Origin of the sequence: Polynucleobacter sp. QLW-P1DATA-2, assembly GCF_001870365.1 — a bacterium.
Taxonomy (GTDB): Bacteria; Pseudomonadota; Gammaproteobacteria; order Burkholderiales; family Burkholderiaceae; genus Polynucleobacter.
Genome location: NZ_LZMQ01000003.1, coordinates 404479 through 429536, shown reverse-complemented (window position 1 = coordinate 429536; position 25058 = coordinate 404479). Strand labels below are relative to the sequence as shown.

Here is a 25058-nt window from a genome sequence, read left to right as displayed (position 1 = left end):
TGTCTTTTTACTAGCCATTAGATATCCGCCTCAACTTCATTGCCGCGCTCTTCTAACCAATCACGACGAGCGCCAGACTCTGATTTACCCATCAACATGTCCATGGTTTTAAATGTTTCATCTTCAGTCCAAGTACCAAGCGTCACTGGTAGTAAACGACGTGTATCTGGATTTAGGGTTGTATCCCAGAGCTGCTCTGCACTCATCTCTCCCAAGCCTTTAAATCGAGAGATTTGCCAAGCGGTTTCTTTAACACCATCTTTACGCAACTTATCCTCAATTGCTTGCAATTCATTTGCATCCAAGGCGTAAATTTTTTGTGCTGGTTTTTTACCACGCGCAGGAGCATCAACTCTAAACAATGGTGGTCTAGAAATATGGACATGCCCCAACTCAATCAGTTTAGGGAAATGCTTATAAAACAGTGTGAGGAGTAATACTTGAATATGTGCGCCATCCACGTCTGCATCTGACAAGATGCAAACCTTGCCGTAGCGAAGATTAGATAAATCTGGATTGTCATTAGCCCCATGAGGATCAACCCCAATTGCTACCGCAATATCATGCACTTCATTGTTGGCAAATAAGCGGTCGCGCTCCGCTTCCCAGGTATTTAAGACCTTGCCGCGTAGGGGCAAAATCGCCTGATACTCCTTGTTGCGACCCATTTTGGCCGAGCCACCAGCAGAATCACCCTCCACCAAGAAAATTTCATTCTGAGCGATATCTTCACTCTCGCAATCAGTCAACTTACCAGGCAAAACTGCAACACCAGAAGATTTTTTCTTCTCAACTTTTTGCCCAGCGCGTGTTCTTGCTTGTGCCTGCTTAATCACTAAATCAGCTAATTTGCGACCGTAATCAACATGCTGGTTCAGCCAAAGTTCCAGCGCAGATTTTGCATAGCCAGAAACTAAACGTACGGCATCACGTGAATTTAAACGCTCTTTAATCTGTCCCTGGAACTGAGGGTCCAATACTTTGGCTGACAAAATAAAAGAGGCCCGCGCAAATACGTCTTCAGGCATCAGCTTCACGCCTTTGGGTTGCAATGCATGCATCTCAATAAAGCCTTTTACAGCATTAAATAGTCCTTCACGTAATCCGCTTTCGTGAGTACCGCCAGCAGGAGTCGGAATCAAGTTCACATAACTCTCACGCACTGGGGCGCCGTCTTCGGTCCAACTCACTACCCATGCAGCACCTTCGCCTTCAGCAAAGGAATCATCTTCGCCAGTGCCTGTAGCGTATTGCTCGCCCTCAAATGGTGGAATCACTTCTGGACCATGTCCTGCCTGGGCGATAGCCTCGTTCAGGTAGCCACGTAAGCCTTGTGCATATTGCCAAGTTTGACTATCGCCTGATTTCTCCTGGATGAGTGTTACTTTGACGCCAGGCAGCAAAACTGCTTTGGAGCGTAGAAGACGAATGAGATCGGCCATCGGAATGGCTGAGCTATCAAAATATTTACCGTCTGGCCATGCCCTTACACGGGTACCATGGGACTTATCTTCTTTTAAAGACGGTTTCGATTTCAGCTTTTCAATTACCTTGCCATCAGCAAAGGTTAAAGTTGAAACCTGTCCTTCACGCCAGACTGTTACTTCCAGTCGCTTAGAAAGTGCATTGGTAACTGAAACGCCCACACCATGCAAACCGCCTGAGAATGCATAGGCACCACCGGTACCCTTTTCAAATTTGCCACCAGCATGAAGTTGCGTAAACACAATCTCCACTACAGGCAATTTCTCAGTTGGATGCATACCCACCGGAATACCGCGTCCATCATCCTCAACGCTCACGCTGCCATCAGTATGCAAAGTCACAATAATTTGCTTACCAAAACCGCCCAATGCTTCATCAGAAGCGTTGTCCAAGACTTCTTGGATGATATGTAAGGGATTATCAGTGCGGGTGTACATACCAGGCCGTTGACGGACTGGTTCCAGTCCTTTTAGGACCTGAATCGACGATTCGCTGTATTCAGAAGTTTTACGGGTAGCCATGCGCGCAAATTGTAGTCATGTCTGAGGCCAAGGCGGAACTTTTCAGGAAATCCCCTGTCATCCATGCCAAAATTAGGGCATGGGAGCCTTAAGTCATATTCGCGTTTTAGACCTCAGCCGCGTGCTGGCAGGTCCTTGGTGCGCTCAAAACCTAGCGGATTTGGGTGCTGATGTTATTAAAGTCGAGCGTCCAGGCGCTGGGGACGATACCCGCCATTGGGGCCCTCCCTTCGTTAAGGATGCGAATGGCAAGGATACGGAAGAAACTGCCTATTTTATTTGCATCAATCGCAATAAGCGCTCCATTACTGTTGATATCAGCAAACCCGAAGGTCAAGAGATTATTCGCCAATTGGCGGCTCAATCCGATGTAGTCATTGAAAACTACAAAGTTGGTGATCTTGCTAAATACGGCTTGGATTACGAAAGCTTAAAAAAGGTGAAAGCAGATTTGATCTACTGCTCCATTACTGGATTTGGGCAAACTGGTCCCTATGCTCATCGCCCAGGCTATGACTTCATCATTCAAGGCATGGGTGGCTTCATGAGTGTGACTGGCGAAGCCGATGAGTTTGAGGGTGCTAGCCCACAAAAATCAGGGGTTGCAATCGCCGATATTTTCACTGGGATGTATGCCTCTACAGCCATCCTAGCCGCGGTAGTCCATCGCGACCATACTGGCGAGGGCCAATACATCGATATGTCTTTACTTGATACACAGATCGCTGTCATGGCTAATGTATCAAGCGCTTACCTCAGTTCTGGAGAAATTCCAGGGCGCTGGGGAAATGCCTCACCGATCATTGTTCCTTACCAAACTTTCCCCACATCGGATGGCTGGATGATTGTGGCAGCAGGCAATGATGGCCAATATCGACACTTTGTTACTGCTGGTGGTGAAGCTCACTTGGCTGATAACCCATTATTTTTGACCAATCCTTTGCGCGTGCAGAATCGCAAAAAACTCATTCCACTTTTAGAGGTGATGACTCGCAAGAAGACTAAAGGTGAATGGATTGCACTTTTAGAGCAGGCAAATGTCCCCTGCGGCCCTATCAATAACTTCAAAGAAGTTTTTGAAAATGAGCAAGTGCTTGCCAGAAATGTACAAATTAATGTACCTCACCCAAGCACCGGCAATATGAAACTGGTTGCTAGCCCGATGAAACTTTCTAAGACGCCTACTGAAGTCCGTATGGCGCCACCCACGCTAGGACAACACACCAATGAAGTGCTTCATGAGCAATTACAGTTAAGCGACCAAGCGATTGCGGACTTGCGTCAAAAGGGAATTATCTAATGAGCCAAGCTCAATCAAAGGCCTCCCTAACAATGAAGGAAGTGTTGATTTATGGTGGCTTAATGGTGACCTTATCCATGGGTATACGCCATGGTTTTGGCTTGTTCAATTTGCCAATCACCATGGCCAACGGCTGGGGTCGTGAAACCTTTGCCCTGACGATTGCATTACAAAACCTCATCTGGGGCGCTGTACAACCCATTACTGGTGCCCTTGCAGATCGTTATGGCGCATTCAAGATCATGATTGCTGGTGGTTTTTTATACGCACTGGGTTTAGCTGGCATGGCCATCTCCACAGATGCCCTTAATTTCACCATTGCTGGCGGCTTATTCATCGGTCTTGCACAAACTGCCACTACGTATAGCGTGGTTTACGGAATCTTAGGGCGTAACGTTCCTGCAGATAAGCGGGTTTGGGCGATGGGCATTGCTGCTGCTGCAGGCTCGTTTGGACAGTTCCTCATGATTCCAGCGGAGCAAGGATTATTAAGTGCATTTGGCGCACAAGATGCATTGTTAATGCTCGGCCTTATGGCCAGCTTAATGATTCCAACGGCATTCATGTTGCGTGAGAAAAATTTTGTTCACCAACACAGCCTTGGTGATCAAACCATCAAAGAGGCACTTAAAGAAGCCATTAATAATCCAAGCTTTCGTTTGCTAACCTTGGGGTATTTTGTTTGTGGATTTCAGGTAGTGTTTATTGCAGTACATTTAGCCCCCTATCTGAAAGACCTTTCATCGATCTATCCATCAGTAGGAGCCCCTGTTGTTGCTACCACGGCATTGGCCTTGATTGGACTCTTTAATATCTTTGGCACCTATAGCGCCGGCATCCTAGGGCAACGCTTTCCGAAACGCTATCTTTTATCTAGCATTTACCTAGGCCGCTCTATCGCCATCGCTGCTTTTGTATTGCTGCCATTGAGTCCAACATCCACTTATATTTTTGCAGCGGTCATGGGCTTCTTGTGGTTATCGACCATTCCATTAACTAATGGCATCGTGGCCCAAATTTTTGGTGTGAAATATCTCACGATGCTTTCTGGTTTGGTTTTCTTCTCGCATCAGCTTGGTAGTTTTTGTGGCGCATTTTTAGGCGGCTATTTATTTGATCGAACAGGCTCGTACCTGATTGTTTGGCAAATTGCTATTGCACTAGGCATGTTTGCGTTTTTAGTGAACCTACCCGTACAAGAACGTGCTATTCACCGAGCAGTCAATGCTTAAGCATCGCAAGCTTGGATTTTGGAAGCTTATTTTTTACGGCTTTGCTTTATTTGCTTTATTGTTTGTGTTTTCCGCCTATTACGCACCCGATATGATGATGGCCGTTACCAATCAAGTCTGGGCTTTATGTGGGTGGTAATTTATTGGTGTCACAAACTTACCTAGCATACTTTTAAAAAAGTTCTTACTCGCCGTAGCACAATGGATAGTGCACATGCCTCCTAAGCGTGGGATACAGGTTCGATTCCTGTCGGCGGGACCAGTAAACAAAATAAACTTATCCACAGGGATTGTGGATAAATATACAAAAGTTTTCGTAAGTCACAGATTTGTATAGAGCGACCTGGCCTGCTTAAATAATTAGCAGTCCCAGCTTATCTATTTTTTTGCAAGCGCATATGAATATTGGGTCGAAACCTTGTGCTTTAGATCATTGACAAGAGGCTGCACCTTATGCGAAGTTCCCTTACACTTGCCCAAATGACAGCTCTATCTACCAGTACTATCGCCGCCCTTGAGGAGATGCTCCAAAATACAGCGCGTTCGGCTCCCGCCGATTACATGCCCATCTATTTGTTGCGTGGCGGTACTGATCAAGAAATGATTGGTCACCTTAATCCTGATTTCATTCCATACCTACAAGAATCATTAGTTAAGGAACCTATCGCACTGGTATCGATGGGAAATGATCGCTTGATCATTCAAATGGGTCGACCAAAAGATGTCTCGGTAAGTCTTCATCAACTAGCAAATCGCATGCGCTTAGGCGGCTTTATTCCCGGCTGGCGGAATGAAGACTTTGCATGGGTAGATCAACACGGGCATAAATCCTTTCACTTGGAGCGTGCCGCGTTTCGCACCTTTGGATTTCGCAGCATGGCTACGCATATCAATGGCTACACCAAACAAAAAACAATATGGTTGGGTCGAAGAAGTGAAAATAAGGCAACCGATCCCGGAAGATTGGATAACATCGCTGCTGGTGGTATCGCTGCCGACGAAACTCCCTGGGTCTGCGCAAAACGCGAGCTTTGGGAAGAAGCTGGAGTGCCTCCACAAATCGCTGATGAAATTGAACCAATTGGTCGCATCCATATGCGTCGCCCTATTTCCGGGCGTGGATTTCATGATGAGCAGCTTTATGTCTACGACTTGGAGTTATCAGACAACTTCATCCCCACAAATCATGATGGGGAAGTGAGTGGTTTTATTGAAGTTTCTTATGCAGAAGCTGCCGCCCGAATCCTTGCCGATGAATTTACGAGTGATGCCGCTTTTGTAACCGCAGATTTCCTATTGCGCCGCAATAGATAAGGTTTGCTGGTGCTTCCGGAGCAGAAATTGACGTTCATCATACTTAGTAGCCCTAATTCGTGGTTAAATCTAACTTAAGGATGAAACAGGGGTGCCCTTAAAGGCAGAGTTTGCTTAGAGGCGCTGAGAAAGACCCTAGAACCCGATCCAGGTAATGCTGGCGTGGGGAGTTACATCAGACCGACACCCGGTTTCGTCCATCTAAAACAGCTAGGAGATGGACGTGAGTAAAGATAACCAAAAAACCAAACATGAAATTCCAAGTTTAAAAAGCTTGGAACGCGACTTCGGACAAAAGTTCGCTTATCCAGCATCGACAAAAACTTACTTACAAGGTTCTCGCGCAGATATCAAAGCGCCGATTCGGATGATTGAACAATTACCAACACGCGTTGGTGAAGAGTTAGTTGCTAATCCCCCCGTTCCTGTTTATGACACCTCTGGTCCATACAGCGATCCAGAAATCGTGATCAATCTTGAAAAAGGTTTACCAAGATTACGTGAAGAGTGGATTAAAGAGCGCAATGACACTGAGCAACTCTCTGGTCCAAGTTCTGAGTATGGCGTTGCTCGCTCTCAAGATGAAGCTACCCAGAGTTTACGTTTTGCGCATATTAGCGCACCACGAGTTGCAAAGGGCAGGCAACAACGTCAGTCAAATGTACTACGCTCGCAAAGGCATCGTTACGCCTGAAATGGAATACGTGGCTTTGCGTGAATCAATGGGTTTAGAGCAGCTGCGTAAAGATCCTGCTTACAAGCAATTACTCAAGCAGCATCCAGGCAAAGGCTATGGCGCCAATCTTCCTGACATCGTTACTGGTGAATTCGTGCGCTCTGAAATTGCCGCTGGCCGCGCAATTATTCCAGCAAACATTAATCACCCTGAGCTTGAGCCGATGATTATTGGCCGTAACTTCCGCGTGAAGATTAATGGCAACCTCGGAAATTCTGCTGTGACTTCTTCAATCAATGAAGAGGTAGAGAAAATGGTTTGGTCCATTCGTTGGGGTGCCGACACTATCATGGATCTTTCCACAGGCAAACATATTCATGAAACTCGTGAATGGATTATCCGTAATTCACCAGTTCCCATTGGTACCGTTCCAATTTATCAAGCACTCGATAAAACTGGTGGCGTTGCAGAAGATCTCACATGGGAAATGTTCCGCGATACCCTGGTTGAGCAGGCCGAGCAAGGTGTTGATTACTTCACTATTCATGCTGGCGTATTGCTACGTTACGTACCGCTGACGGCAGATCGCATTACCGGTATCGTGTCACGTGGCGGCTCAATCATGGCTAAATGGTGCTTAGCTCATCATAAAGAAAACTTCCTCTACACCAAGTTTGATGAGATTTGTGAAATCATGAAGGCGTATGACGTTTCTTTTAGCTTAGGTGACGGTTTGCGTCCCGGTTGCATTGCTGACTCTAATGATGCAGCGCAATTTGGCGAACTCCACACACTCGGTGAACTCACCGCCAAAGCTTGGAAGCATGATGTGCAGGTCATGATCGAAGGGCCTGGCCACGTTCCAATGCAGCGCATTGAAGAAAACATGACTGAAGAGCTCAAGCATTGCTTAGAAGCACCCTTCTACACACTTGGACCTTTGATTACGGATATTGCGCCGGGCTATGACCACATCACCAGCGGTATTGGTGCAGCTCAAATTGGTTGGTACGGCACTGCGATGCTTTGCTATGTGACACCCAAAGAGCATTTAGGCTTACCAGATAAAGAAGATGTTCGCGAAGGAATCATCACTTACAAGATCGCCGCTCATGGTGCTGACTTGGCTAAAGGTTTGCCTGGTGCTCAGGTACGGGATAATGCGCTCTCTAAGGCTCGCTTTGAGTTCCGCTGGGAAGATCAGTTCAATTTGGGCTTAGATCCTGAGCGTGCTCGTGAATATCATGATGCAACGTTGCCAGCAGAAGGTGCCAAGATTGCCCACTTCTGCTCAATGTGTGGTCCCAAGTTCTGCTCCATGAAAATCACTCAAGAAGTGCGAGACTATGCTGCAACCTTAGATGCTGACGGTAATCCAAAAGATGGCAAGAAAGTGATTCCGATTACTGAGGTTGCTGATGCAACGAAAGGCATGGAAGAAATGTCTGCTGAGTTCCGTAAACGCGGTAGCGAGATCTATCAATAAGCAATAGCAATGAATCAACCCGTCTTCACGCACAGTAAATACGCGATCGTCGGTGCCGGCCTAATGGGCCGTCTCCTGGCGGTAGCACTTGCTCAGCGTGGGGCTCAGGTTGATTTATTTGATAAAGGCGATTCTGCTGCCAGCGGTGCTGCTGCACGTATCGCCGCTGCTATGCTTGCGCCCCTAGCAGAGTCTGCGATCACCGAAGACTCTGTAGTGCGAATGGGCATCCATAGTTTGCCTCGTTGGAAAGATTTAATTAGCACCCTATCCAAGCCTGTTTTTTTTCAGCAAGATGGCACTCTCATTTTGTGGCACAGACAAGATGCGAGTGAGGCTGAACGTTTTACCAATCACTTGGAAAAGAATTGTCACCATAACCCTCAGCTAACTGCTCCAATAAAACTGAAGGCTTCTGATTTAGCACAAATTGAACCAGGGGTTGCCGATCGCTTCATGCAGGCTTTGTATTTACCAAATGAAGGTCAGCTCGATAATCGTCAGCTACTCGATGCACTGCTCCATGAGTTAATTACCCTAAAAGTCAATTGCCATTGGAATACTGCAGCAGAGCCAGAACAATTGCGCAAGAATGGCCCTTATCAGAGCGTGATTGACTGCCGGGGTAATGGTGCGAAGGAGGCTTGGTTGTCTACTTCCAATAAGCTACGGGGAGTGCGCGGCGAGGTTGTGCGTTTATATGCTCCAGAAGTGAAGCTCCGTAGACCTACACGCTTAATTCATCCTCGCTATCCGATCTACATTGCCCCCAAGGAGAACGACATCTATGTCGTGGGTGCAACTGAAATCGAGTCAGATGATCTTTCTGAGATGAGTCTGCGCTCTGCAATGGAATTGCTCAGTGCCGTCTATACCGTACACAGCGGATTTGCAGAGGCTCGCATTTTGGAGATGGCAACCCAGTGCCGCCCCACTCTCAAAAATAATCTACCCGAAATACGCATCCAAAAAGATAAAGGTTTATCGGATTTGATTATGGTCAACGGTCTATATCGCCATGGTTTTATGATTTCACCAGCGATTCTGGATTCCACCCTAGAGGTTTTAGAGTTCGGCCAAAGCAATACCGCCCTGGAATTAGGGCTAAGCATCACTAGCAATCTTGGAACCACCAACAATCACGAGGCAAGTCTATGCGCGTAATTGTTAATCAGGTTGAATATGAACTGCCAAATCAAAGCATGATTTCAGATGCGCTTTCTTTGATCAATGCAAAGCCACCTTTTGCTGTAGCTGTTAATTTGAACTTTGTACCCAAAACTCAATACGAACAATTTGCATTAAATGAGAATGATCAAATTGAAGTGATAGCCCCAGTAACCGGCGGCTGATTTTGACTAATTTACTTATGACTGCACCGTTACCAAATAATCTCAATAGCGCAGATGCACTAGTTCTCTATGGCGAGAGCTTTGCTAGTCGTTTGCTATTAGGAACCTCTCGCTATCCATCACCGCAAGTATTGGAAAATGCTGTTAATGCATCTAATCCAGCGATGATCACGGTCAGCTTGCGTCGCCAGGGATCTAGCACAACTGAGGCACACAGTGGCTTCTGGGATCTCCTGAAGAAGATGGCAGTGCCTGTGTTGCCAAACACTGCTGGTTGCCACAGCCCTCAAGAAGTGATTACTACAGCACAGATGGCACGTGAAGTCTTTGAGAGTGACTGGATTAAGTTGGAACTGATTGGCGATGATTACACTTTACAGCCCGACACTTTGCGTCTAGTCCAAACGGCAGAGTCCTTGATTAAAGAGGGTTTTAAAGTACTACCGTATTGCACGGAAGATCTAATCTTGTGCCAACGTTTAGTAGATGTTGGCTGCCAGGCAATCATGCCATGGGCTGCTCCAATTGGCACTGGCCAAGGTCCCCTCAACCCATATGCCATGAAGTTGTTACGAGACCGCATCAAGGTGCCCTTGATTGTGGATGCCGGGCTTGGCCTACCTTCCCATGCCTGCACTGTAATGGAATGGGGTTTTGATGCTGTATTACTCAATACCGCCGTCGCCCTATCAAATGATCCAGTTGCTATGGCCAACTCTTTTGCTATGGCAGTCGATGCTGGTCGTACCGCCTACTTATCTGGGGCTATGAAACCCCAAGAATCTGCGCAAGCGAGTACACCCCTCGTGGGTACTCCTTTTTGGCATCAAGCCTAAGTTGTGCGAATGTGTGTTTAGATAGAGCTATATGAGCCTGATACGTGATCTTGCCGACCAAATTATTGCCGCCCATCGCAATGATGATCTTTGCATTGCGATTCCATCCTTTTCAATCAGCTCACCTCCCCCTCGAATTGATAATGAAGCGGCTGCCGATCATTACGAACTTGCTGGCGCTTTAGCAGCAATCGAGATGGGCTTTATTGAATCCGATGCCAAGGTTTTAGGCAAAGCGTGGTCTCGCATGACTCTGTATGATGGCGGCTTTAATCCCTTTAAATGGCCAAATAGACCAGAGCAATTCGATCTACTGCCGTGGACTCGTAATATGAACCCCAATGCTTTTAAGGAGTGTCCTAAACGCCTTGGTTTGTATGGTGTTATGCCGGACGCCGATTGGGTGAAGCGGATGGTTGAAGCTGAAATTCCGACAGTGCAATTACGCTTTAAGTCTGAAGATCGATACAAAATTCGCAAACAGATAAAAGAGTCTGTAAAGGCGGTCGAAGGCAGCAATACTTTGCTTTTTATCAATGACTATTGGGAAGAAGCGATTGATGCAGAAGCTTATGGCGTCCATCTGGGTCAAGAAGATATGGAGACTGCTAATTTAGAAAAGATTAGGGAAGCAGGCTTACGTCTTGGTTTAAGCACACATGGATATGCAGAGCTTGCTTATGCCGATCGTTTTTGCCCTAGCTATATTGCGATGGGCGCAGTCTTTCCCACTAACCTCAAAAAAATGCCTACCGCACCTCAGGGCCTAGGAAGACTTTATCAATATGCGAAATTGATGGGCCACTACCCTCTGGTTGCTATCGGTGGGATTGATCAAGATAGCATTCATGCGGTAGCCAAAAGTGGTGTTGGTTCGATTGCGGTAGTACGGGCAATTACACAAGCTAAGGACCCAAAGCTAGCAGTAAGGCACTTACAAGATTTAATGCAGGCTTAGTCTTTGGGACGATGATCAATTTGCCTGCTGACGGCAAATCATGTCATCTTTATGGCACGCAGGATTGATAGGAATCTGGCTAACTACTTTCCTTGAAAGCCGTGCAATAACTCAGCAGTATCTTTAAGCCAAGTCAGGCCATGTTTTGTAGGCAACACAAATTTGCGTCTTGCATCCCTCTTACAGACTTCAGTCTTAATCATCTTCTTTGAGATTAAACCCTTCATAATTGAATGAAGGGTAGCTTGCGAGGCAATTTCATTGAGCAAAATGAGATCTAGCACTGCAAATTCGACTTTATCAAGGTAAGCACCAAATACCGCCTCGAGAACTAACAGCTCCTTGCAATCATTGATCTTATAGCGCTTGCTTACTCTTTGAGCTGACTTAGAAAAATGGATGTAATTAGAAAGGATTTGGGACATCCTCTAATCCTATTCTCCTTACGGCTATTAGACGAGTAATATCGAAAGTAACTTTTATATCTAATTTTTATAAAAATTGATAAAAGTGTTGCGGATAGGTTTAAATATCCTCTTCCTTTGTTAAGGCAGTCGGGTAAAAGTCATGCATATGCCATAGAGGTCCAGGGCCCTCACCAATACTCAAGAACCGTCCAGCCTCAAGCCCAGCCTCAACATAAGCGATCGCCTTAGCAACAGCATGCGATAGATCGTGGCCACCTGCTAGATAGACGGCAATTGCTGAGGCGAGTGAACAGCCTGTGCCATGAGTATTGATAGTTTTAACGCGATAGTGTTTGAATTCTTTTGTTTGGACAACTTCTAGGCCATCTTCAATCGTGCGCCACATGAGGTAGTCGGTAATTTGGGTATGCGTGGAATCTAAATGGCCGCCTTTAATCAGTACAGCCTGAGGACCCATATCAAGCAATTCTTGTGCTGCCAGTTTGAAATCGTTTGGACCTGCAATATCTCGACCAAGCAATAAAGATGACTCGTCCATATTTGGCGTGATGAGTGTTGCTATTGGAAATAGCCCTGTGATCATGGCTTGTGCAGTGTCGTCGCCACCCAAACTTGCGCCAGAAGTCGCGCGTAGCACTGGATCCAAAACGATTCTCTTGACGCCGTGCTTACGCAATGATTTAGCGACAACGCGAACTATTTCTGGACTCGCTAACATGCCAATCTTGACGATATCCGCGCCAATATCCAACAAAACGGCATCAATTTGAGCCTCAACCACATCAAGATCAATATCTTGAATGCGTGTGACGCCCAAGGTATTTTGGGCGGTGATTGCCGTAATCACAGACATTCCATAAGCCCCAAGTGCTGTGATCACCTTGAGATCAGCCTGAAGCCCAGCCCCACCGCCACTATCAGAGCCAGCAATAGTCAGTACTTTGGGGATCTGCACAGAAGTGGGAAGGAGTGATTGCATCTTGCTATAATATCGGCTTATTCCTCGATAGCTCAGTCGGTAGAGCGCCGGACTGTTAATCCGTAGGTCCCTGGTTCGAGCCCAGGTCGAGGAGCCAAATACGAAAAACCACCTTTTTAGGTGGTTTTTTCATTCCAGCATCTCAAGTGCCGAACGGCCACCCAGAATATGCCTTGCCACACTAAAATAGCCCTATGAATAAAACTCCTGAACTCCTAGCCCCTGCGGGCAGCCTCCAAATGCTTGAGACCGCTTTTGATTTTGGAGCGGATGCCATCTATGCAGGTCAACCGCGCTATTCCCTACGCGTTCGTAACAATGACTTTGGCAAGATCGAAGTTCTTAAACAAGGAATCGATACTGCGCACGATTTAGGCAAGAAGTTTTATTTGGTTTCGAACTTGCTGCCTCATGGCGGTAAGACACGAACCTATATCAAAGATATGGACCCTGTAATTGCATTAAAGCCTGATGCTTTAATCATGTCCGATCCTGGTTTGATCATGATGGCTAGAGAAGCTTGGCCTGATATGCCTATTCATTTGTCAGTACAAGCCAATACGGTAAATGGCGCTTCAGCCAAATTTTGGCGCTCGGTAGGTATTAGTCGCGTTATTCTCTCGCGCGAACTTTCTTTTGATGAAATCGAAGAAGTACGTCAAGACTGTCCGGAGATGGAGCTTGAGGTGTTTGTTCATGGTGCTTTATGTATCGCCTACTCTGGCCGTTGCCTGCTTTCAGGGTACATGTCTCACCGGGACTCAAACCAAGGCGCCTGTACCAATGCCTGTCGCTGGGATTACAAGGTGAAGCCTGGGCAGCAGAACCAAAGTGGTGATGTTGTATTGCTTCAGGAGGCTAGAAGGCCTGATGAACTAATGCCGATGGAAGAAGATGAACACGGCACATACATCATGAACTCTAAAGACTTGCGTGCTGTAGAGCATATTGAAAGACTGACCAAAATGGGCGTTGACTCTTTCAAAATTGAGGGTCGCACTAAGTCACCCTACTACGTTTCTCGTACTGTTCAATCCTATCGCACTGCAATTAATGATGCGGTGGCTGGTAATCCATTTGATACCAAGCTGCTTGGTAATCTTGAGGGCCTAGCCAATCGTGGTTATACCGATGGCTTTTATGAACGTCATCACGACAAAGAATATCAACTCTATATGAGAGGTCATTCACTCTCTGGCAGAAGTCTTTATGTTGGCGAAACTTTAGATGTAGATCAAGTCAATGGGCGCATCAAAGTAGATGTCAAAAACCGTTTTTCAGTGGGCGACAAACTTGAGATCATCGAACCGCAGGGTAATCAAGATATTGTTTTAGATGCGATGTGGAATATGAGTGGCGAACCTATAACGGTTGCACCAGGCTCCGGACATTTTGTCTGGATCAAGCTAGCCTTGAAGAGCAAGAAAGCCTATATAGCCCGCTATACCAAGGAGCCTGCGCCGGTAGAGGTAAGCTCTTCATGCTCTAGTGGCGAATCTTGTTGCAACGCCTAAACAGCTTCATACAGAAACTAAACTATGTCCATTAATAGCGGCTCAACCTCAAATCACGGACCGAAGAACTTTGAGGCAAAGGTAATTGAAGAGGCTAAGGCGGCCCTAGTGCTAACAATTTACTTTGGACTTTGGTTCTGCTCCCTGACTTTTCTGGCTATGGCAATACTCGATGAGCGCCCCATTCCTTTGACGCCATTTGGAATGGCTTTGATTAAAGCAGCACTATGCGCGAAATTCATGCTGATTGCCGAGGCTATTTTCCCCATTAAGCTGGATAAAAATCATGGAATTATTAAATCCGTGTTTGTTGAATCGCTTCTATACCTCGCAATTGTGATTGCTTTAAATTATCTTGAAGCTGGAGTCGATGGCTTAATACATGGAAAAGAATTCTTTATCTCCATGACCAGTTTTGGGCAACGTAACCCCATCCATGTCATCGCCATGTCGATGGTTTACTGGCTCATTGTTTGGCCTTACTTAGTGATTAAAGGAATGCGAATGACTCTTGGTGCACCAACGACTGCAGTCATTTTATTTGGCACAAAAAAATAAGAGTGACAGCAAATGTCATGACAGCTAGGATTCCTAGACTGTTTGCGTCTAAACCAATTTGGCTATATGGGTTTATAGGCCTCATTTCTATTTTTTCTGGCTCACTCCACGCCCAAGAGATTGAGGCGCGTGCGTACTCGAATGCGCCCATTGGAATGAGCTTTGTCACCGGTGGAATTGCTCAAGCTAAAAGCGGCTCTTACACCCTCAATACCCAAGCAGTGAGCCTTACTCATGTTATTGATGTCGCCGGTCAATCTGGGCGCCTGACTTTAACAATGCCCTATTCAGAACTCTCTGGTACAGGTCATGTTGGTGGTCAAACAATTAATGCATCCGCCGAAGGTCTCTCCGATCCCATGATTAAAGCTTCCTTTAATTTATATGGGGCACCAGCCCTATCGAATAGCGAATTCAAAAGCTATCAACAGGATCTTATTATTGGTGCGAGTATTGCCGCCACCATTCCCTGGGGTGAGTACAACAGCAATCAAATCGTGAATGTCGGCGGAAATCGCTCTCTAATTCAGCCAGCCATGGGCTTGTCTCAAGCGTTAGGCCCCTGGAGATTAGAGCTTGCTGGTATGGCTACGATTTATACCAGCAATACAAGCTACATGGGTAGCAATACTCTTTCTCAAAACCCAGTCTATTCTGGTGAAACCCACGTCATTTATTACTTCCCTAGTACCGCCTGGATATCAGCCGATGCCACTTATTTCACTGGAGGACAAACCTATGTGAATGGCATACCGGCCAGTGGTACTCAAGAAAATTGGCGCTTTGGAACAACCCTTTCATATCCCATAGACAAACAAAACTCAATTCGCCTCTCGGGAAGCAAGGGGGTTTATTCCAGAACAGATACAAGCTATAACGCCGTTGGAATCTCCTGGCAATACCGTTGGGGCGGCAACCCCTAAGTCATATAGCTACAATGATTGCAACAGCCTATTCATAAACATAACGTAGAGACAAACATGAGTACAAAGCCAAAAGATACGAATACTCCGCCCGAGACCGGCCTTCGCAAAGGTTTAACGAGTTATGGTGACAAAGGTTTTTCTTTATTTTTGCGTAAAGCTTTTATTAAAGGCGCTGGCTATACCAACAGCGCATTAGATCGCCCAGTGATTGGCATCATCAATACTGGAAGTGCATACAACCCCTGCCACGGCAATATGCCACAACTGCTAGAGGCGGTTAAACGAGGTGTGATGTTGGCTGGCGGCCTACCTATGGAATTTCCGACAATCTCAATTCATGAAAGCTTCGCTGCCCCTACCAGCATGTATCTACGTAACCTCATGTCGATGGATACCGAAGAGATGCTGCGCGCTCAGCCTATGGATGCAGTAGTGATGATCGGGGGTTGCGATAAAACAGTTCCCGCCCAAATGATGGGCGCCGCTTCTGCTGGTTTACCTGCTATTCAACTGATTACGGGCTCTATGCTTACTGGATCACATCGCAGTGAACGTGTTGGGGCCTGCACTGACTGTCGTCGTTACTGGGGTAAATTTCGCGCCGGAGAAATTGATGAAGTTGAAAAGGATGAGGTTAATGATCAACTCGTTGCTAGCGTAGGTACCTGCTCTGTAATGGGTACCGCCAGCACCATGGCGTGTATCTCTGAAGCATTGGGCATGACAGTGCCAGGTGGCGCAACTCCGCCCGCCGTTACAGCAGATCGCATTCGCGTAGCCGAAGAAACTGGGGCATGTGCAGTACAAATGGCCAAAGATGGCTTAACCATAGACAAGATTCTGACTGCTGATGCATTTGAGAATGCAATGCGGGTATTGCTTGCGATTGGCGGCTCAACTAATGGCATTGTTCACCTAGCTGCTATTGCTGGACGAATGGGTCTAGAGATTGATTTAGATGCCTTAGACAAAATGGGAAATGAAACACCTGTATTAGTTGACCTAAAGCCATCAGGCGATCATTACATGGAAAATTTTCATGATGCTGGTGGCATGACCACGCTTTTGAGAGAGCTTAAACCACTCCTCAAACTCAACACAATGACTGTCTCCGGTAGAACACTTGGTGAAGAAATTGATGCGGGTCCACCAAGCTTTAAACAAGATGTAGTGCGTAAGATCGATAATCCTATTTATCCACGTGGCAGCATTGCCGTTCTCCACGGTAATCTTGCCCCTGGTGGAGCCATCATCAAGCAGTCTGCTGCCGATGAAAAACTCATGGAACATGAAGGCCGTGCCGTTGTATTTGAAAACTCCGAAGACTTAGCCAACAGAATTGATAGTCCCGACTTAGATGTCACGGCCCAGGACATCATTGTGCTTAAAAATATTGGTCCTAAGGGTGCGCCAGGTATGCCAGAGGCAGGCTATATCCCCATTCCTATGAAGCTAGCTCGTGCTGGTGTTAAGGATATCGTCCGCATCTCCGATGGCCGTATGAGTGGCACTGCTTTTGGCACAATTGTGTTGCACGTGACCCCTGAATCCGCTATCGGCGGCCCCTTAGCTCATGTACGCAATGGTGATCGCATTCGCTTGAGTGTAAAGAATCGTGAAATCAGCTTACTTATTTCTGATGAAGAGTTGGCAAAAAGAGCAAAAGATAATCCTATCACTCCCCCGACAGCTGAGCGTGGCTATAAGAAGTTGTTCCTAGATACGGTTACTCAGGCAGATAAGGGTGTTGACTTTGATTTCTTGCGAGCAGCCAAGATGGTAGGTAAGACGCCTAGCAAATAAAATACTACTTAGTTGTTTCTGAGTTCACGACGCAATATCTTCCCAACGTTAGATTTAGGAAGCTCGTGAATAAAAACCACCTTACGTGGACGCTTATAGCTAGTCAGATGTTCTTTGCAATACTGAAGGACATCTGCTTCGGATGTATGGTGGTTAGACTTAACAATATAAGCCTTCACGATCTCGCCTAGCTTGCGATGCGGAACCCCTATTACTGCGCACTCCTTGACGCCTGGCATTTGGGATAAAACGTCTTCAACGTCATTTGGAAAAACCTTAAAACCGGCAACCACAATCATGTCTTTTTTACGATCTACGATATGAATATTGCCATCTTCAGTAATAAAGCCGATGTCACCTGATTTAAAGTAGCCATCGGCCGTCATGCAATGAGCGGTTTCTTCTGGCTTATTCCAATATCCCGGCATGACCTGGGGGCCTTTAATGCATATTTCTCCAGGTATGCCTTGAGGCAATTGAACTTCATCATCATCCAGAATCACCACGTCAGTACTTGGCATTGGCATGCCAATATGGCCTGTGAAATGCTTCTCTAGTGGGCTATTAACGCAAACAACGGGTGAGGTTTCTGATAAGCCATATCCTTGGGCAATAGGACAAGCTGTGAGTGCCTGCCAATGATCAGCGGTTTTCTTATGGACTGCCATTCCGCCACCAATCGTTACCAATAGATTAGGAAGTTTTACAGCTTTGAATTCAGGACGATGGATGAGCGCATGAAACAGAGTATTCACGCCCGGAAAGATATTGATCTGAGAATGCTTCTTTAATAATTTAATCAAGCCATCGATATCTCGTGGGTTGGCTACCAAAATTAATAGCCCTCCTTTAGCAATACCCAAAAGAGCGCAAGCCGTTAGAGCAAATATATGCGTCATGGGCAAGGCGCACAAGAATTGAAGTTGTTGATCAGATTTGTGTTTTATGCCCGGGCTTAGCCATGCCTCAATTTGCATCACATTAGCAAGGATATTCCGATGAAGCAATACAGCACCTTTAGAGATACCTGTGGTGCCGCCCGTGTATTGCAGAAAAGCAATGTCATCAAGGCTGATGATTGGCTTATGAAAATGATGATTGCCGCCAATTGCTAAGGCCTGTTTAAATGCAATATGCTTTACATCCCAAGCAGGTATGAGCTTTTTGATATTGCGTGCCACCCAGTTTACGAGATGTCCCTTCAGACCCAACAACTCACCAGGGCTACTCACAATTACCTTTTGGACCGGGACTTCGGCAACGATCTGTTGATAGGTGCTGGCAAAATTTTCCATCATCACTAATACACTAGCGCCGCTATCTTTTAACTGTGCCTCAAGCTCACGCGAGGTATAGAGCGGGTTGATATTAACGACTACATACCCCGCTCTTAATGTTCCCAACATCGCAATTACATATTCAATAACATTTGGGTACATTAATGCAATGCGCGCACCCGGCTCTAAATGCAAGGTTTGAAGATAGGATGCAAAGTTTAAAGATAGGCGATCAATTTCACGATAGGTAAAAAACTTACCCATGGACTCTACTGCCTTACGACTTGCAAATAGGGAAAAGCACTCCTCTAAAAATTCCGTGAGCGAGGAATATGCGGGCTCTTCAATATCATGCGGAACGCCCGCAGGATAGTTTTTTAGCCAAGGCTTGGAGAGAGTCATGCTTAAAGGCTTATCAACTAACTGAGCAACTGCTTGAGTTGATCTAAAAATAGATCTTGGCCATGATGTACTTTTGCTTGCCAATCACTAGCAGAGTGTTCATTAGCGTCATCCGTGATGTATTTATAGGATTGCCAAGAAATCTGATGTTCATAAGCAGCAGCAGCGATTGCAAATAACTCCATATCTACTACATCCACACTTTGAGCGTCCAACCAGGGGTCATGGGCAGTGACAAAGCTGTCGCCAGTCCCGCAGGTAAATTCTCCTGATGATAGGTATTCAAACGGTTTATTGCAAAAGGGAGTTTTACCACGTGGGGCAAGAGGCTCTGTAGACATATCGCGCTGAATCACTTTGCCTATTTTCAATAAACCATTTAGCTGTGGATTGACTTTGCCAGCAGTACCAAAGTTAATCATCATTTGCGGTGCATATTGATGTATTGCCTTAAGGCTAGCACTGAGTGCATTGATCTTACCAATGCCCGAATAAACAATCTCCACGCCAGCTGGCAGCACAGCTCGCTTGAGCTCACTTTCCAATGCGGTGATAATGAGGTAATTAGTTTTCATGCCTGCCATAAATGAATTTATTAGATTATCTACCCGGTGTTCCTGATTTTCCCAAGCCTGGAATCTTATTCAGAGATATCTCCCCCCTCCTAGCTAATCCAGCGGCCTTCAAAGAGGCGATTGTCTTACTAGAAGAATTGGCTCGATCTTTTGATTACACCCATATTTTAGGCATTGAATCCCGAGGATTTATCTTTGGCTCTGCACTTGCTTACCATGCCCACAAAGGCCTAGCCCTCGCCAGAAAGCCAAATAAGCTGCCTCTGGCCACCCATCGTGAGTTCTATGGACTGGAATACGGCTCGGATTCACTGGAAATTCAGCAATCGACGCTCCCAAAAGACGCCAGGGTGCTGCTAATAGATGATGTTCTAGCAACTGGGGGAACTCTAATTGCGGCCGATAAATTACTGCGTAATGCGGGATTTGCAGTTTGCGGTGCAATTACATTGCTGGAAATAGGCGCACTTAATGGCAGCACTATTCTGAATCAAAACGGCATCCCCAATAAATCAGTTTTAGTTAGCTAAATTCTTTAAACGAGCTTCTTGGCGCTCTTCAGTAACTTCATAGCACCCCAACCTACCGCTAGGACCTTGCTGGCTAATTTTGGCTTGTAATGTGCCAGCGCTGCAAAGGCGCTCGTCCATAACAGGGGATTATTTTTTAGAAAATGAAAAGTATCAATTCCTTTATCAGCCCATGATAGGGGCTTCTCCCAGGGCTCAAAGTTGGCAGCAAAATCATTGCGCTCTTGTTTTGCCTTTTCTTGAAGCTCGAGACGACGAAGCTCTAAAGACTTTAATTTCTCATTCATAAAAATCTAGCGTGAGAGCGCTTCTTTATCCTTCGCCAATTCCGCTATAGATGCCTCAAATAACTGAGGCATCTTACGCAAGGATTGGGTAATCAATAAGGCCAGTATCAAACCAACCGAAAGAAATGTGCCTGTTAGTAGACTTAATGCGAGCATGCGATCTGATTCCCAGCTGTAGATCACAATAAGTAAAGCAAGCATTACCAAGCCAAAGAATAAAAAGAACAGAGCACTAACAATCATCACTATGAGATGGATTAATTTGCTGCGCGCAATTTGGACGTCAACTGATAAAAGCTCTAAGCGCGTTTGGGCAATAGAGGCACTAGTAGCGGCTAAATGTTTAATTGAGGAAAGTAAATTTTCTTGAGACATATATTCTTAACGACGACGAATAAAAAGGCCAATTAATAGACCTAAGCCTGCGGCAACACCAACTGCTTCCCAAGGATTGCGATGCACAAAATCATCAGCACCCTCAGCAAGCACTTTTGCCTTTTCCGTCAAGGTGCCCTCAAGGTTAGAAAGACTTTCTTTAGCACCAGAAATAGTTTCCAGGGCTTTATTACGAATGGAGTGAACCACATCGCCAGGATGATCTTCTGTTGCTTTGATCAATGCCTCCGCATCTGCCATCAGAGATTTGAACTCACCAATCAACTGATCAGCACTGGAAGCGGCTGCCTCTTGTGTCACTGCGTGATCTGATTTCTTAGTTGTCATGAAAGCCCCTTGTGTACCCGTCTATTCTAAGCACTTCTCCGACCTGAGCCCAGCAATAAAACAGTCATTCCCGCATTACCAGCCTTAAAGTGCTTCAAATAGTCCTTTAGACCTGGGCGTTGCCTTAATAAATCATAGTAAGTTGCGCTGGCAAATGGGACATCTTCACCAAAGAAGTACTCCTCTACCCGATCGGCATAGCGGTTATTTTCTAGGGCGTCATGAATAGCCCATTTAATACGACCACCCTCGCCGGACGACCCATATCCATGAATTAAAACGATCGCCTTTAGACCAAGCTGGCAAGCCATTCTGAGGTACTCGGTCAAATGATCTAGCGCCTCCTCAACGGTGGGAAAGCCCTGCTTAATATTGAGCTCAATCGTGTCCACAAATACATTAGGCAACTCAATACTTCCGCAATATTGGCATCCCCCCATTAAGACTCTTGGGTTGCCACATTCCGCACAGTCAAAAGCCTGGGTCATCAAATTTCCTGCTATAAATAAAGAATAATAAAAGGAGACAGCATGTATTTATCCATTATCAGGGTTATAGCGCTTGGACTTGCGCTGACCACATTCAATGCTCTGGCACACAAACCCACTGAGCCAGCACACCAGACCTATTCTGAAGGGAACTTTCAGCTTGAAAATGGCTCCGTTATAGAGGACTTTAATCTATCTTATACAACTCAAGGCACTCTGAATGCCGATAAGAGCAATGCCATCTTGATGGTTACGGCCATTGGCGGCAATCACCATCGCATTGATTATCTAATTGGTCCTGGCAAGGCTTTAGATACTGATAAGTATTTTGTAATCTGTACCGATGCGATTGGTAATGGTCTAAGTACGTCACCATCTAATAGCAAAACCCAGCCGAATATTAGCTTTCCCGAGTTCAATATTCGAGATATGGTGAACACCCAACATCAACTTGTTGTTGATCACTTTGGCATCAAGAAATTAGTTGCAGTGATTGGCGCTTCTATGGGCGGTATGCAAGCCCTTCAATGGGGCGTCTCGTACCCGAACGCGATGCAAGCCATCATCCCCATCATTCCTTTAGCAAAGACGCCTGCGTGGACCACGGGTGTCTTAGAAATGCTGCGCCAAAGCATCATGACCGATCCAGGCTATCAGGGGGGCAAATACGACAAACCTGTGGAACAAGGCATGCGCCTATGGGCTGGTTGGTTAAGCGGCGTTATTGTTCGAACTCCAGCATATCAAGAGCAGTTAAATCCAACCCCTACAGCTGAAATTGAATACCTCAAGAAAGTTCAAGATAGCGGCTGGAAGAGAATGGATGCCAATGACTGGATCTGGCAATCCCGCGCATATGATCGTCACGATGTTGGTCAAACAAAGGGTTTTGATAACAACACATCTGCCGCCCTCAAATCCATCAAGGCGAAGACTTTAATACTGGCAGGTACGGGCGACCTATTAAATCCTGAATCAGATGCCAAGTCTTCCGCTAAATTAATACCAGGGGCAAAGTACATTGCCATCAATGAGCGACTACCGATGGGCCACCTCTCTGGAGCAGGCGCCACCCAAGAGGAGAATGAATTACAAAATAAGGTGATTAAGGCGTTTCTCTTAACACTAAAGAATTGATTGCTACTGACAATTTTAGAGTCAAGTATTCATGCCCCGCTCTGAGCGGGGTTTTTTCTTTACTACCCTAAGAAATACTTAGGAGCAGTACTTAAGCTCTAGAGCTCCAGCATCAGCAGACTTATCGTCTACCATTAAGTTCAATTTCTTATGTGCATCATCTCTGTTCTCTTGAGTCTTGAGATGCCGGTCAATTAAATTAGCTACGTCCTTACGAATTGAAGTATTGCCATATTGCAAGCCCTTCAAGGTAGATACAGCTTCAGCAGAAATCTTGCACTGCTGAGTTACCAATGCCGATGAATCCGATGAGGTGTTCGCATATGCAAATGCAGCAACAGAAATCGTTACAGCAGCTAATAGAGTCTTTTTCATCTTAGTTCCTTATTTTGTGACCACACGTAGGACAACAACCCATATCTTTTGCCTTCGTTTTTCTGAGGGCGGCATACACACTGGATTCTGAAATTTCCATCTTTCGAGCGGCCTGAGCTGCGCTCATGCCCTTCCCTATCCACTCCAAGGCTTGATGTGTTTTCGGTATTTGTCTCTTCATTTCTTCTCCCAGTCTTTACACTATATCACAACTTCATAACTTGTGAAGTTGTGAAGTGTAGTAATTTAGTAATGACAAACCCTAGGTAAAAAATGGGGATCCCGGGCTTAGTAATTAAGGAAAGAAATACCCCGTTTGCAAATAAAGCCTAGATTTGGGCGGACGATAGTATGATTTGGTGATCTTAGGAGCCCAATATGTACCGTTTTGCGTTATTACTAGTTGTTAGTCTCGGACTTGTCGCCTGTGCCAACAACGATAAAAAAATCAGTTCGTGGGAAGTAAACGATGTTTATCAATCTACGATCGCCACCCCTAATAGTTCTGGTGGGAAAACCTATCTTGGCCCATCGATCAATACGATGGATCAATCCAAAACCTATGAGATGTTTAATCTTCGTAGTGAGCAAGTGTCGCAAGGCATCAAGACTTATGAACTCCAGGTTCATCTGACTTATTTCTCACAAATGCGTAACTACGATGCAGCTAATCTAGAAAATGTGCCTGCGAGTACATTTAAGGTGATCTCTCGTGAGGCTGGTTTATGTGAAGCCAGAGGCTGCATGTTCAAAGAGTTGCTATCTATCAAATTGACAGATGCCTTTTTGAAAGATCACATGAAGAATGGTTTCCAGCTAGATATTTCATCCAAGTCCGGAATCAGTACCGTACTGTTTGTTCCTCCCCAGTACATTAAAGGCTACCTGAAGGCTGTTGACGGTACTGCTTACTAAAGCCCTGTGGGTCTTGTTCTATAGGCCTGAGGCCTAAAGTAATAGACAACAAAAAACCGCCCGAGGGCGGTTTTTTTAATGAAACAAGTAAGACTGATTAAGCAGCTTTACGTGTTTTAGCAGCTGGCTTAGCTACAGCGTATTGGCCTTGAATGTTAGCCAATGCAGCGTCAACACTCTTCTCAAAGTTTGCGAATGCATCAGTTGCAGTTGCGCGAACTTGGTCAAACTGTTGGAGTGAAGCGTCAAATGCAGTTTTGAATGCAGATACAAATACCTCAGAACCTGCAGGAGCAGTTTTAGTAGCTTCTTTAACAAACTTAACCAAGTCATCACGTGCGTCATCAATAGAAGCGTCAACAACTTGAGCAACTTCTTTGTTACCGTTACGAACAACTTTGCTTACTTTAGCTTGATAAGCAGCAGCGTACTTAGCAGCTTCTTGAGCAGTTTCAGGTTGAGCCAATTTAGCCAACTGTTGTGGATCTTTAATTGTCAACAATTGTGAGCTTGCATCTTGTGCAGCAGCCAATGCATCTTTAGCAGCAGCTTGGTTGATTTCTGCCAATTCTTGAGCACTTTCAACTGCAACTTGTGCCAAATGTTTAGCGTTTTCAACAGCTTTAGCTTGAGCTTGAGCGATTTGATCGTTTAATTGATTCTGGAACATGGTTAATCCTTTATTTAGTAGTTGGTTACATATTTTGTTGCGATGCACCATTCTAATAAAGAATTTGTTGTGTTGCAACATTTATTTGCGGCAATGCAACATAAACCCTAAAACTGTTGTGGTTTTTATATAAAATAGGCAACAAAAAACCCAGTAACTCATTGAATTTACTGGGTTTAATGAAAGTACTGGCGGAGACGAGAGGATTCGAACCTCCGATCAGAGTTTTAGCCCCGATGCTCCCTTAGCAGGGGAGTGCCTTCGACCAGCTCGGCCACGTCTCCGTACTTTTACTACCTTCTTACTGCTAA

The 25058-nt window shown here is 45.6% G+C and carries 26 protein-coding genes, 3 tRNA genes, 1 pseudogene and 1 riboswitch; of the genes and pseudogenes, 18 read left to right on the top strand and 12 right to left on the bottom strand.

What is annotated here, in order from left to right; genetic code table 11:
* Nucleotides 1-17: 17 nt before the first annotated feature.
* Nucleotides 18-2006 carry a DNA topoisomerase IV subunit B gene (locus tag A9236_RS04745; RefSeq protein ID WP_071465731.1) on the bottom strand — a complete coding sequence of 663 codons (1989 nt, stop codon included), beginning with the start codon at nucleotides 2004-2006 and terminating at the stop codon, nucleotides 18-20.
* Between the two features lie 79 nt (nucleotides 2007-2085).
* Between A9236_RS04745 and A9236_RS04740 the strand changes: the two genes are divergently transcribed.
* From A9236_RS04740 to thiE, 10 genes and pseudogenes are all read left to right on the top strand, one after another.
* A complete protein-coding gene (locus A9236_RS04740; RefSeq protein ID WP_071465730.1) occupies nucleotides 2086-3306 on the top strand; it encodes a CaiB/BaiF CoA-transferase family protein in 1221 nt (406 codons plus the stop codon).
* Complete coding sequence (locus A9236_RS04735) at nucleotides 3306-4538, top strand: MFS transporter (protein ID WP_071465729.1); 1233 nt, start codon at nucleotides 3306-3308, stop codon at nucleotides 4536-4538. The genes A9236_RS04740 and A9236_RS04735 overlap by 1 nt, the downstream gene beginning before the upstream one ends.
* Nucleotides 4531-4677 (top strand): hypothetical protein, encoded by a 147-nt coding sequence (locus A9236_RS11055; RefSeq protein ID WP_161485605.1) that lies wholly within the window; start codon nucleotides 4531-4533, stop codon nucleotides 4675-4677. The genes A9236_RS04735 and A9236_RS11055 overlap by 8 nt, the downstream gene beginning before the upstream one ends.
* 48 nt (nucleotides 4678-4725) lie before the next feature.
* A tRNA-Arg gene (locus A9236_RS04730) sits at nucleotides 4726-4800 on the top strand.
* A gap of 191 nt (nucleotides 4801-4991) precedes the next feature.
* Complete coding sequence (locus A9236_RS04725; RefSeq protein ID WP_236638697.1) at nucleotides 4992-5852, top strand: NUDIX hydrolase family protein; 861 nt, start codon at nucleotides 4992-4994, stop codon at nucleotides 5850-5852.
* Between the two features lie 77 nt (nucleotides 5853-5929).
* A riboswitch (TPP riboswitch) is annotated at nucleotides 5930-6038 on the top strand.
* A 31-nt stretch (nucleotides 6039-6069) separates the two neighbouring features.
* Nucleotides 6070-8014: pseudogene (thiC, locus tag A9236_RS04720) on the top strand (phosphomethylpyrimidine synthase ThiC).
* Nucleotides 8015-8023: 9 nt separating this feature from the next.
* A complete protein-coding gene (locus A9236_RS04715; RefSeq protein ID WP_071465726.1) occupies nucleotides 8024-9178 on the top strand; it encodes an FAD-dependent oxidoreductase in 1155 nt (384 codons plus the stop codon).
* Nucleotides 9169-9366, top strand: coding sequence for a sulfur carrier protein ThiS (gene thiS / locus A9236_RS04710; protein ID WP_071465725.1), 198 nt, complete (start codon nucleotides 9169-9171; stop codon nucleotides 9364-9366). The genes A9236_RS04715 and thiS overlap by 10 nt, the downstream gene beginning before the upstream one ends.
* A gap of 17 nt (nucleotides 9367-9383) precedes the next feature.
* Nucleotides 9384-10202, top strand: a complete 819-nt coding sequence (locus tag A9236_RS04705; RefSeq protein WP_071465724.1) for a thiazole synthase — start codon at nucleotides 9384-9386, stop codon at nucleotides 10200-10202.
* Between the two features lie 31 nt (nucleotides 10203-10233).
* Nucleotides 10234-11160: a thiamine phosphate synthase gene (thiE, locus tag A9236_RS04700; protein ID WP_071465723.1), complete on the top strand. Its 927-nt coding sequence runs from the start codon at nucleotides 10234-10236 to the stop codon at nucleotides 11158-11160.
* Nucleotides 11161-11243: 83 nt separating this feature from the next.
* Here the strand turns inward: thiE and A9236_RS04695 are convergent, their stop codons facing one another.
* Together A9236_RS04695 and thiD are read right to left on the bottom strand one after the other, a co-directional pair.
* Complete coding sequence (locus A9236_RS04695; RefSeq protein WP_071465722.1) at nucleotides 11244-11585, bottom strand: hypothetical protein; 342 nt, start codon at nucleotides 11583-11585, stop codon at nucleotides 11244-11246.
* Between the two features lie 100 nt (nucleotides 11586-11685).
* Nucleotides 11686-12567: a bifunctional hydroxymethylpyrimidine kinase/phosphomethylpyrimidine kinase gene (thiD, locus tag A9236_RS04690; RefSeq protein ID WP_071465721.1), complete on the bottom strand. Its 882-nt coding sequence runs from the start codon at nucleotides 12565-12567 to the stop codon at nucleotides 11686-11688.
* A gap of 21 nt (nucleotides 12568-12588) precedes the next feature.
* Here thiD and A9236_RS04685 point away from each other — a divergent pair.
* The 5 genes from A9236_RS04685 (at nucleotide 12589) to A9236_RS04665 (ending at nucleotide 17368) form a co-directional block, all read left to right on the top strand.
* Nucleotides 12589-12664: transfer RNA gene (locus tag A9236_RS04685), tRNA-Asn, on the top strand.
* A gap of 97 nt (nucleotides 12665-12761) precedes the next feature.
* On the top strand, nucleotides 12762-14081 hold the full coding sequence (locus A9236_RS04680) for a U32 family peptidase (protein WP_071465720.1): 1320 nt from the start codon (nucleotides 12762-12764) through the stop codon (nucleotides 14079-14081).
* Between the two features lie 24 nt (nucleotides 14082-14105).
* The gene (locus tag A9236_RS04675) at nucleotides 14106-14639 is read left to right on the top strand and encodes a hypothetical protein (RefSeq protein WP_083393502.1); all 534 of its coding nucleotides are present in this window, start codon (nucleotides 14106-14108) and stop codon (nucleotides 14637-14639) included.
* A 17-nt stretch (nucleotides 14640-14656) separates the two neighbouring features.
* Nucleotides 14657-15562 carry a transporter gene (locus A9236_RS04670; RefSeq protein WP_071465719.1) on the top strand — a complete coding sequence of 302 codons (906 nt, stop codon included), beginning with the start codon at nucleotides 14657-14659 and terminating at the stop codon, nucleotides 15560-15562.
* Nucleotides 15563-15619: 57 nt separating this feature from the next.
* Nucleotides 15620-17368 (top strand): IlvD/Edd family dehydratase, encoded by a 1749-nt coding sequence (locus A9236_RS04665; RefSeq protein ID WP_071465718.1) that lies wholly within the window; start codon nucleotides 15620-15622, stop codon nucleotides 17366-17368.
* Nucleotides 17369-17376: 8 nt separating this feature from the next.
* Here the strand turns inward: A9236_RS04665 and A9236_RS04660 are convergent, their stop codons facing one another.
* On the bottom strand, nucleotides 17377-19047 hold the full coding sequence (locus A9236_RS04660; RefSeq protein WP_071465717.1) for an AMP-binding protein: 1671 nt from the start codon (nucleotides 19045-19047) through the stop codon (nucleotides 17377-17379).
* 17 nt (nucleotides 19048-19064) lie between these two features.
* The gene (locus A9236_RS04655; RefSeq protein WP_369821179.1) at nucleotides 19065-19631 is read right to left on the bottom strand and encodes a 5'-methylthioadenosine nucleosidase; all 567 of its coding nucleotides are present in this window, start codon (nucleotides 19629-19631) and stop codon (nucleotides 19065-19067) included.
* Nucleotides 19632-19633: 2 nt separating this feature from the next.
* Here A9236_RS04655 and A9236_RS04650 point away from each other — a divergent pair, with 2 nt between their 5' ends.
* Nucleotides 19634-20152, top strand: coding sequence for an adenine phosphoribosyltransferase (locus A9236_RS04650; RefSeq protein WP_071465716.1), 519 nt, complete (start codon nucleotides 19634-19636; stop codon nucleotides 20150-20152).
* 5 nt (nucleotides 20153-20157) lie between these two features.
* On the opposite strand, the gene A9236_RS04645 is transcribed toward A9236_RS04650, so the two are convergent.
* Genes A9236_RS04645 through A9236_RS04630 form a run of 4 tightly spaced genes read right to left on the bottom strand, consistent with a single transcriptional unit; the run spans nucleotide 20158 to nucleotide 21650 of the window.
* On the bottom strand, nucleotides 20158-20439 hold the full coding sequence (locus A9236_RS04645) for a YqjK-like family protein (protein WP_071465715.1): 282 nt from the start codon (nucleotides 20437-20439) through the stop codon (nucleotides 20158-20160).
* A gap of 6 nt (nucleotides 20440-20445) precedes the next feature.
* Complete coding sequence (locus A9236_RS04640; RefSeq protein WP_071465714.1) at nucleotides 20446-20814, bottom strand: phage holin family protein; 369 nt, start codon at nucleotides 20812-20814, stop codon at nucleotides 20446-20448.
* A gap of 6 nt (nucleotides 20815-20820) precedes the next feature.
* Nucleotides 20821-21162, bottom strand: coding sequence for a YqjD family protein (locus A9236_RS04635; RefSeq protein WP_071465713.1), 342 nt, complete (start codon nucleotides 21160-21162; stop codon nucleotides 20821-20823).
* 26 nt (nucleotides 21163-21188) lie between these two features.
* Nucleotides 21189-21650 (bottom strand): Smr/MutS family protein, encoded by a 462-nt coding sequence (locus tag A9236_RS04630; RefSeq protein WP_071465712.1) that lies wholly within the window; start codon nucleotides 21648-21650, stop codon nucleotides 21189-21191.
* Nucleotides 21651-21692: 42 nt separating this feature from the next.
* Between A9236_RS04630 and A9236_RS04625 the strand changes: the two genes are divergently transcribed.
* Nucleotides 21693-22787, top strand: a complete 1095-nt coding sequence (locus tag A9236_RS04625; protein WP_071465711.1) for an alpha/beta fold hydrolase — start codon at nucleotides 21693-21695, stop codon at nucleotides 22785-22787.
* A gap of 78 nt (nucleotides 22788-22865) precedes the next feature.
* Here A9236_RS04625 and A9236_RS04620 read toward each other — a convergent pair whose 3' ends face one another.
* Nucleotides 22866-23162, bottom strand: a complete 297-nt coding sequence (locus A9236_RS04620) for a hypothetical protein (protein WP_071465710.1) — start codon at nucleotides 23160-23162, stop codon at nucleotides 22866-22868.
* A gap of 378 nt (nucleotides 23163-23540) precedes the next feature.
* Between A9236_RS04620 and A9236_RS04610 the strand changes: the two genes are divergently transcribed.
* Nucleotides 23541-24077 (top strand): hypothetical protein, encoded by a 537-nt coding sequence (locus A9236_RS04610; protein WP_071465708.1) that lies wholly within the window; start codon nucleotides 23541-23543, stop codon nucleotides 24075-24077.
* Between the two features lie 97 nt (nucleotides 24078-24174).
* On the opposite strand, the gene A9236_RS04605 is transcribed toward A9236_RS04610, so the two are convergent.
* Nucleotides 24175-24747, bottom strand: a complete 573-nt coding sequence (locus tag A9236_RS04605) for a phasin family protein (RefSeq protein WP_071465707.1) — start codon at nucleotides 24745-24747, stop codon at nucleotides 24175-24177.
* A 189-nt stretch (nucleotides 24748-24936) separates the two neighbouring features.
* Nucleotides 24937-25031 (bottom strand) — tRNA-Ser (locus A9236_RS04600).
* Nucleotides 25032-25058 lie beyond the last annotated feature (27 nt).

Coding starts and splice junctions, on each gene's coding strand:
- A9236_RS04740 (WP_071465730.1), top strand. CDS start 2,086: ATGGGAGCCTTAAGTCATATTCGCGTTTTAGACCTCAGCCGCGTGCTG.
- A9236_RS04650 (WP_071465716.1), top strand. CDS start 19,634: ATGAATTTATTAGATTATCTACCCGGTGTTCCTGATTTTCCCAAGCCT.
- A9236_RS04635 (WP_071465713.1), bottom strand. CDS start 21,162: ATGACAACTAAGAAATCAGATCACGCAGTGACACAAGAGGCAGCCGCT.
- A9236_RS04715 (WP_071465726.1), top strand. CDS start 8,024: ATGAATCAACCCGTCTTCACGCACAGTAAATACGCGATCGTCGGTGCC.
- A9236_RS04665 (WP_071465718.1), top strand. CDS start 15,620: ATGAGTACAAAGCCAAAAGATACGAATACTCCGCCCGAGACCGGCCTT.
- A9236_RS04610 (WP_071465708.1), top strand. CDS start 23,541: ATGTACCGTTTTGCGTTATTACTAGTTGTTAGTCTCGGACTTGTCGCC.
- thiD (WP_071465721.1), bottom strand. CDS start 12,567: ATGCAATCACTCCTTCCCACTTCTGTGCAGATCCCCAAAGTACTGACT.
- A9236_RS04640 (WP_071465714.1), bottom strand. CDS start 20,814: ATGTCTCAAGAAAATTTACTTTCCTCAATTAAACATTTAGCCGCTACT.
- thiS (WP_071465725.1), top strand. CDS start 9,169: ATGCGCGTAATTGTTAATCAGGTTGAATATGAACTGCCAAATCAAAGC.
- A9236_RS04655 (WP_369821179.1), bottom strand. CDS start 19,631: ATGGCAGGCATGAAAACTAATTACCTCATTATCACCGCATTGGAAAGT.
- A9236_RS04745 (WP_071465731.1), bottom strand. CDS start 2,006: ATGGCTACCCGTAAAACTTCTGAATACAGCGAATCGTCGATTCAGGTC.
- A9236_RS04645 (WP_071465715.1), bottom strand. CDS start 20,439: ATGAATGAGAAATTAAAGTCTTTAGAGCTTCGTCGTCTCGAGCTTCAA.
- A9236_RS04705 (WP_071465724.1), top strand. CDS start 9,384: ATGACTGCACCGTTACCAAATAATCTCAATAGCGCAGATGCACTAGTT.
- A9236_RS04735 (WP_071465729.1), top strand. CDS start 3,306: ATGAGCCAAGCTCAATCAAAGGCCTCCCTAACAATGAAGGAAGTGTTG.
- A9236_RS04660 (WP_071465717.1), bottom strand. CDS start 19,047: ATGACTCTCTCCAAGCCTTGGCTAAAAAACTATCCTGCGGGCGTTCCG.
- A9236_RS04625 (WP_071465711.1), top strand. CDS start 21,693: ATGTATTTATCCATTATCAGGGTTATAGCGCTTGGACTTGCGCTGACC.
- thiE (WP_071465723.1), top strand. CDS start 10,234: ATGAGCCTGATACGTGATCTTGCCGACCAAATTATTGCCGCCCATCGC.
- A9236_RS04620 (WP_071465710.1), bottom strand. CDS start 23,162: ATGAAAAAGACTCTATTAGCTGCTGTAACGATTTCTGTTGCTGCATTT.
- A9236_RS04725 (WP_236638697.1), top strand. CDS start 4,992: ATGCGAAGTTCCCTTACACTTGCCCAAATGACAGCTCTATCTACCAGT.
- A9236_RS04675 (WP_083393502.1), top strand. CDS start 14,106: ATGTCCATTAATAGCGGCTCAACCTCAAATCACGGACCGAAGAACTTT.
- A9236_RS11055 (WP_161485605.1), top strand. CDS start 4,531: ATGCTTAAGCATCGCAAGCTTGGATTTTGGAAGCTTATTTTTTACGGC.
- A9236_RS04605 (WP_071465707.1), bottom strand. CDS start 24,747: ATGTTCCAGAATCAATTAAACGATCAAATCGCTCAAGCTCAAGCTAAA.
- A9236_RS04680 (WP_071465720.1), top strand. CDS start 12,762: ATGAATAAAACTCCTGAACTCCTAGCCCCTGCGGGCAGCCTCCAAATG.
- A9236_RS04670 (WP_071465719.1), top strand. CDS start 14,657: ATGACAGCTAGGATTCCTAGACTGTTTGCGTCTAAACCAATTTGGCTA.
- A9236_RS04630 (WP_071465712.1), bottom strand. CDS start 21,650: ATGACCCAGGCTTTTGACTGTGCGGAATGTGGCAACCCAAGAGTCTTA.
- A9236_RS04695 (WP_071465722.1), bottom strand. CDS start 11,585: ATGTCCCAAATCCTTTCTAATTACATCCATTTTTCTAAGTCAGCTCAA.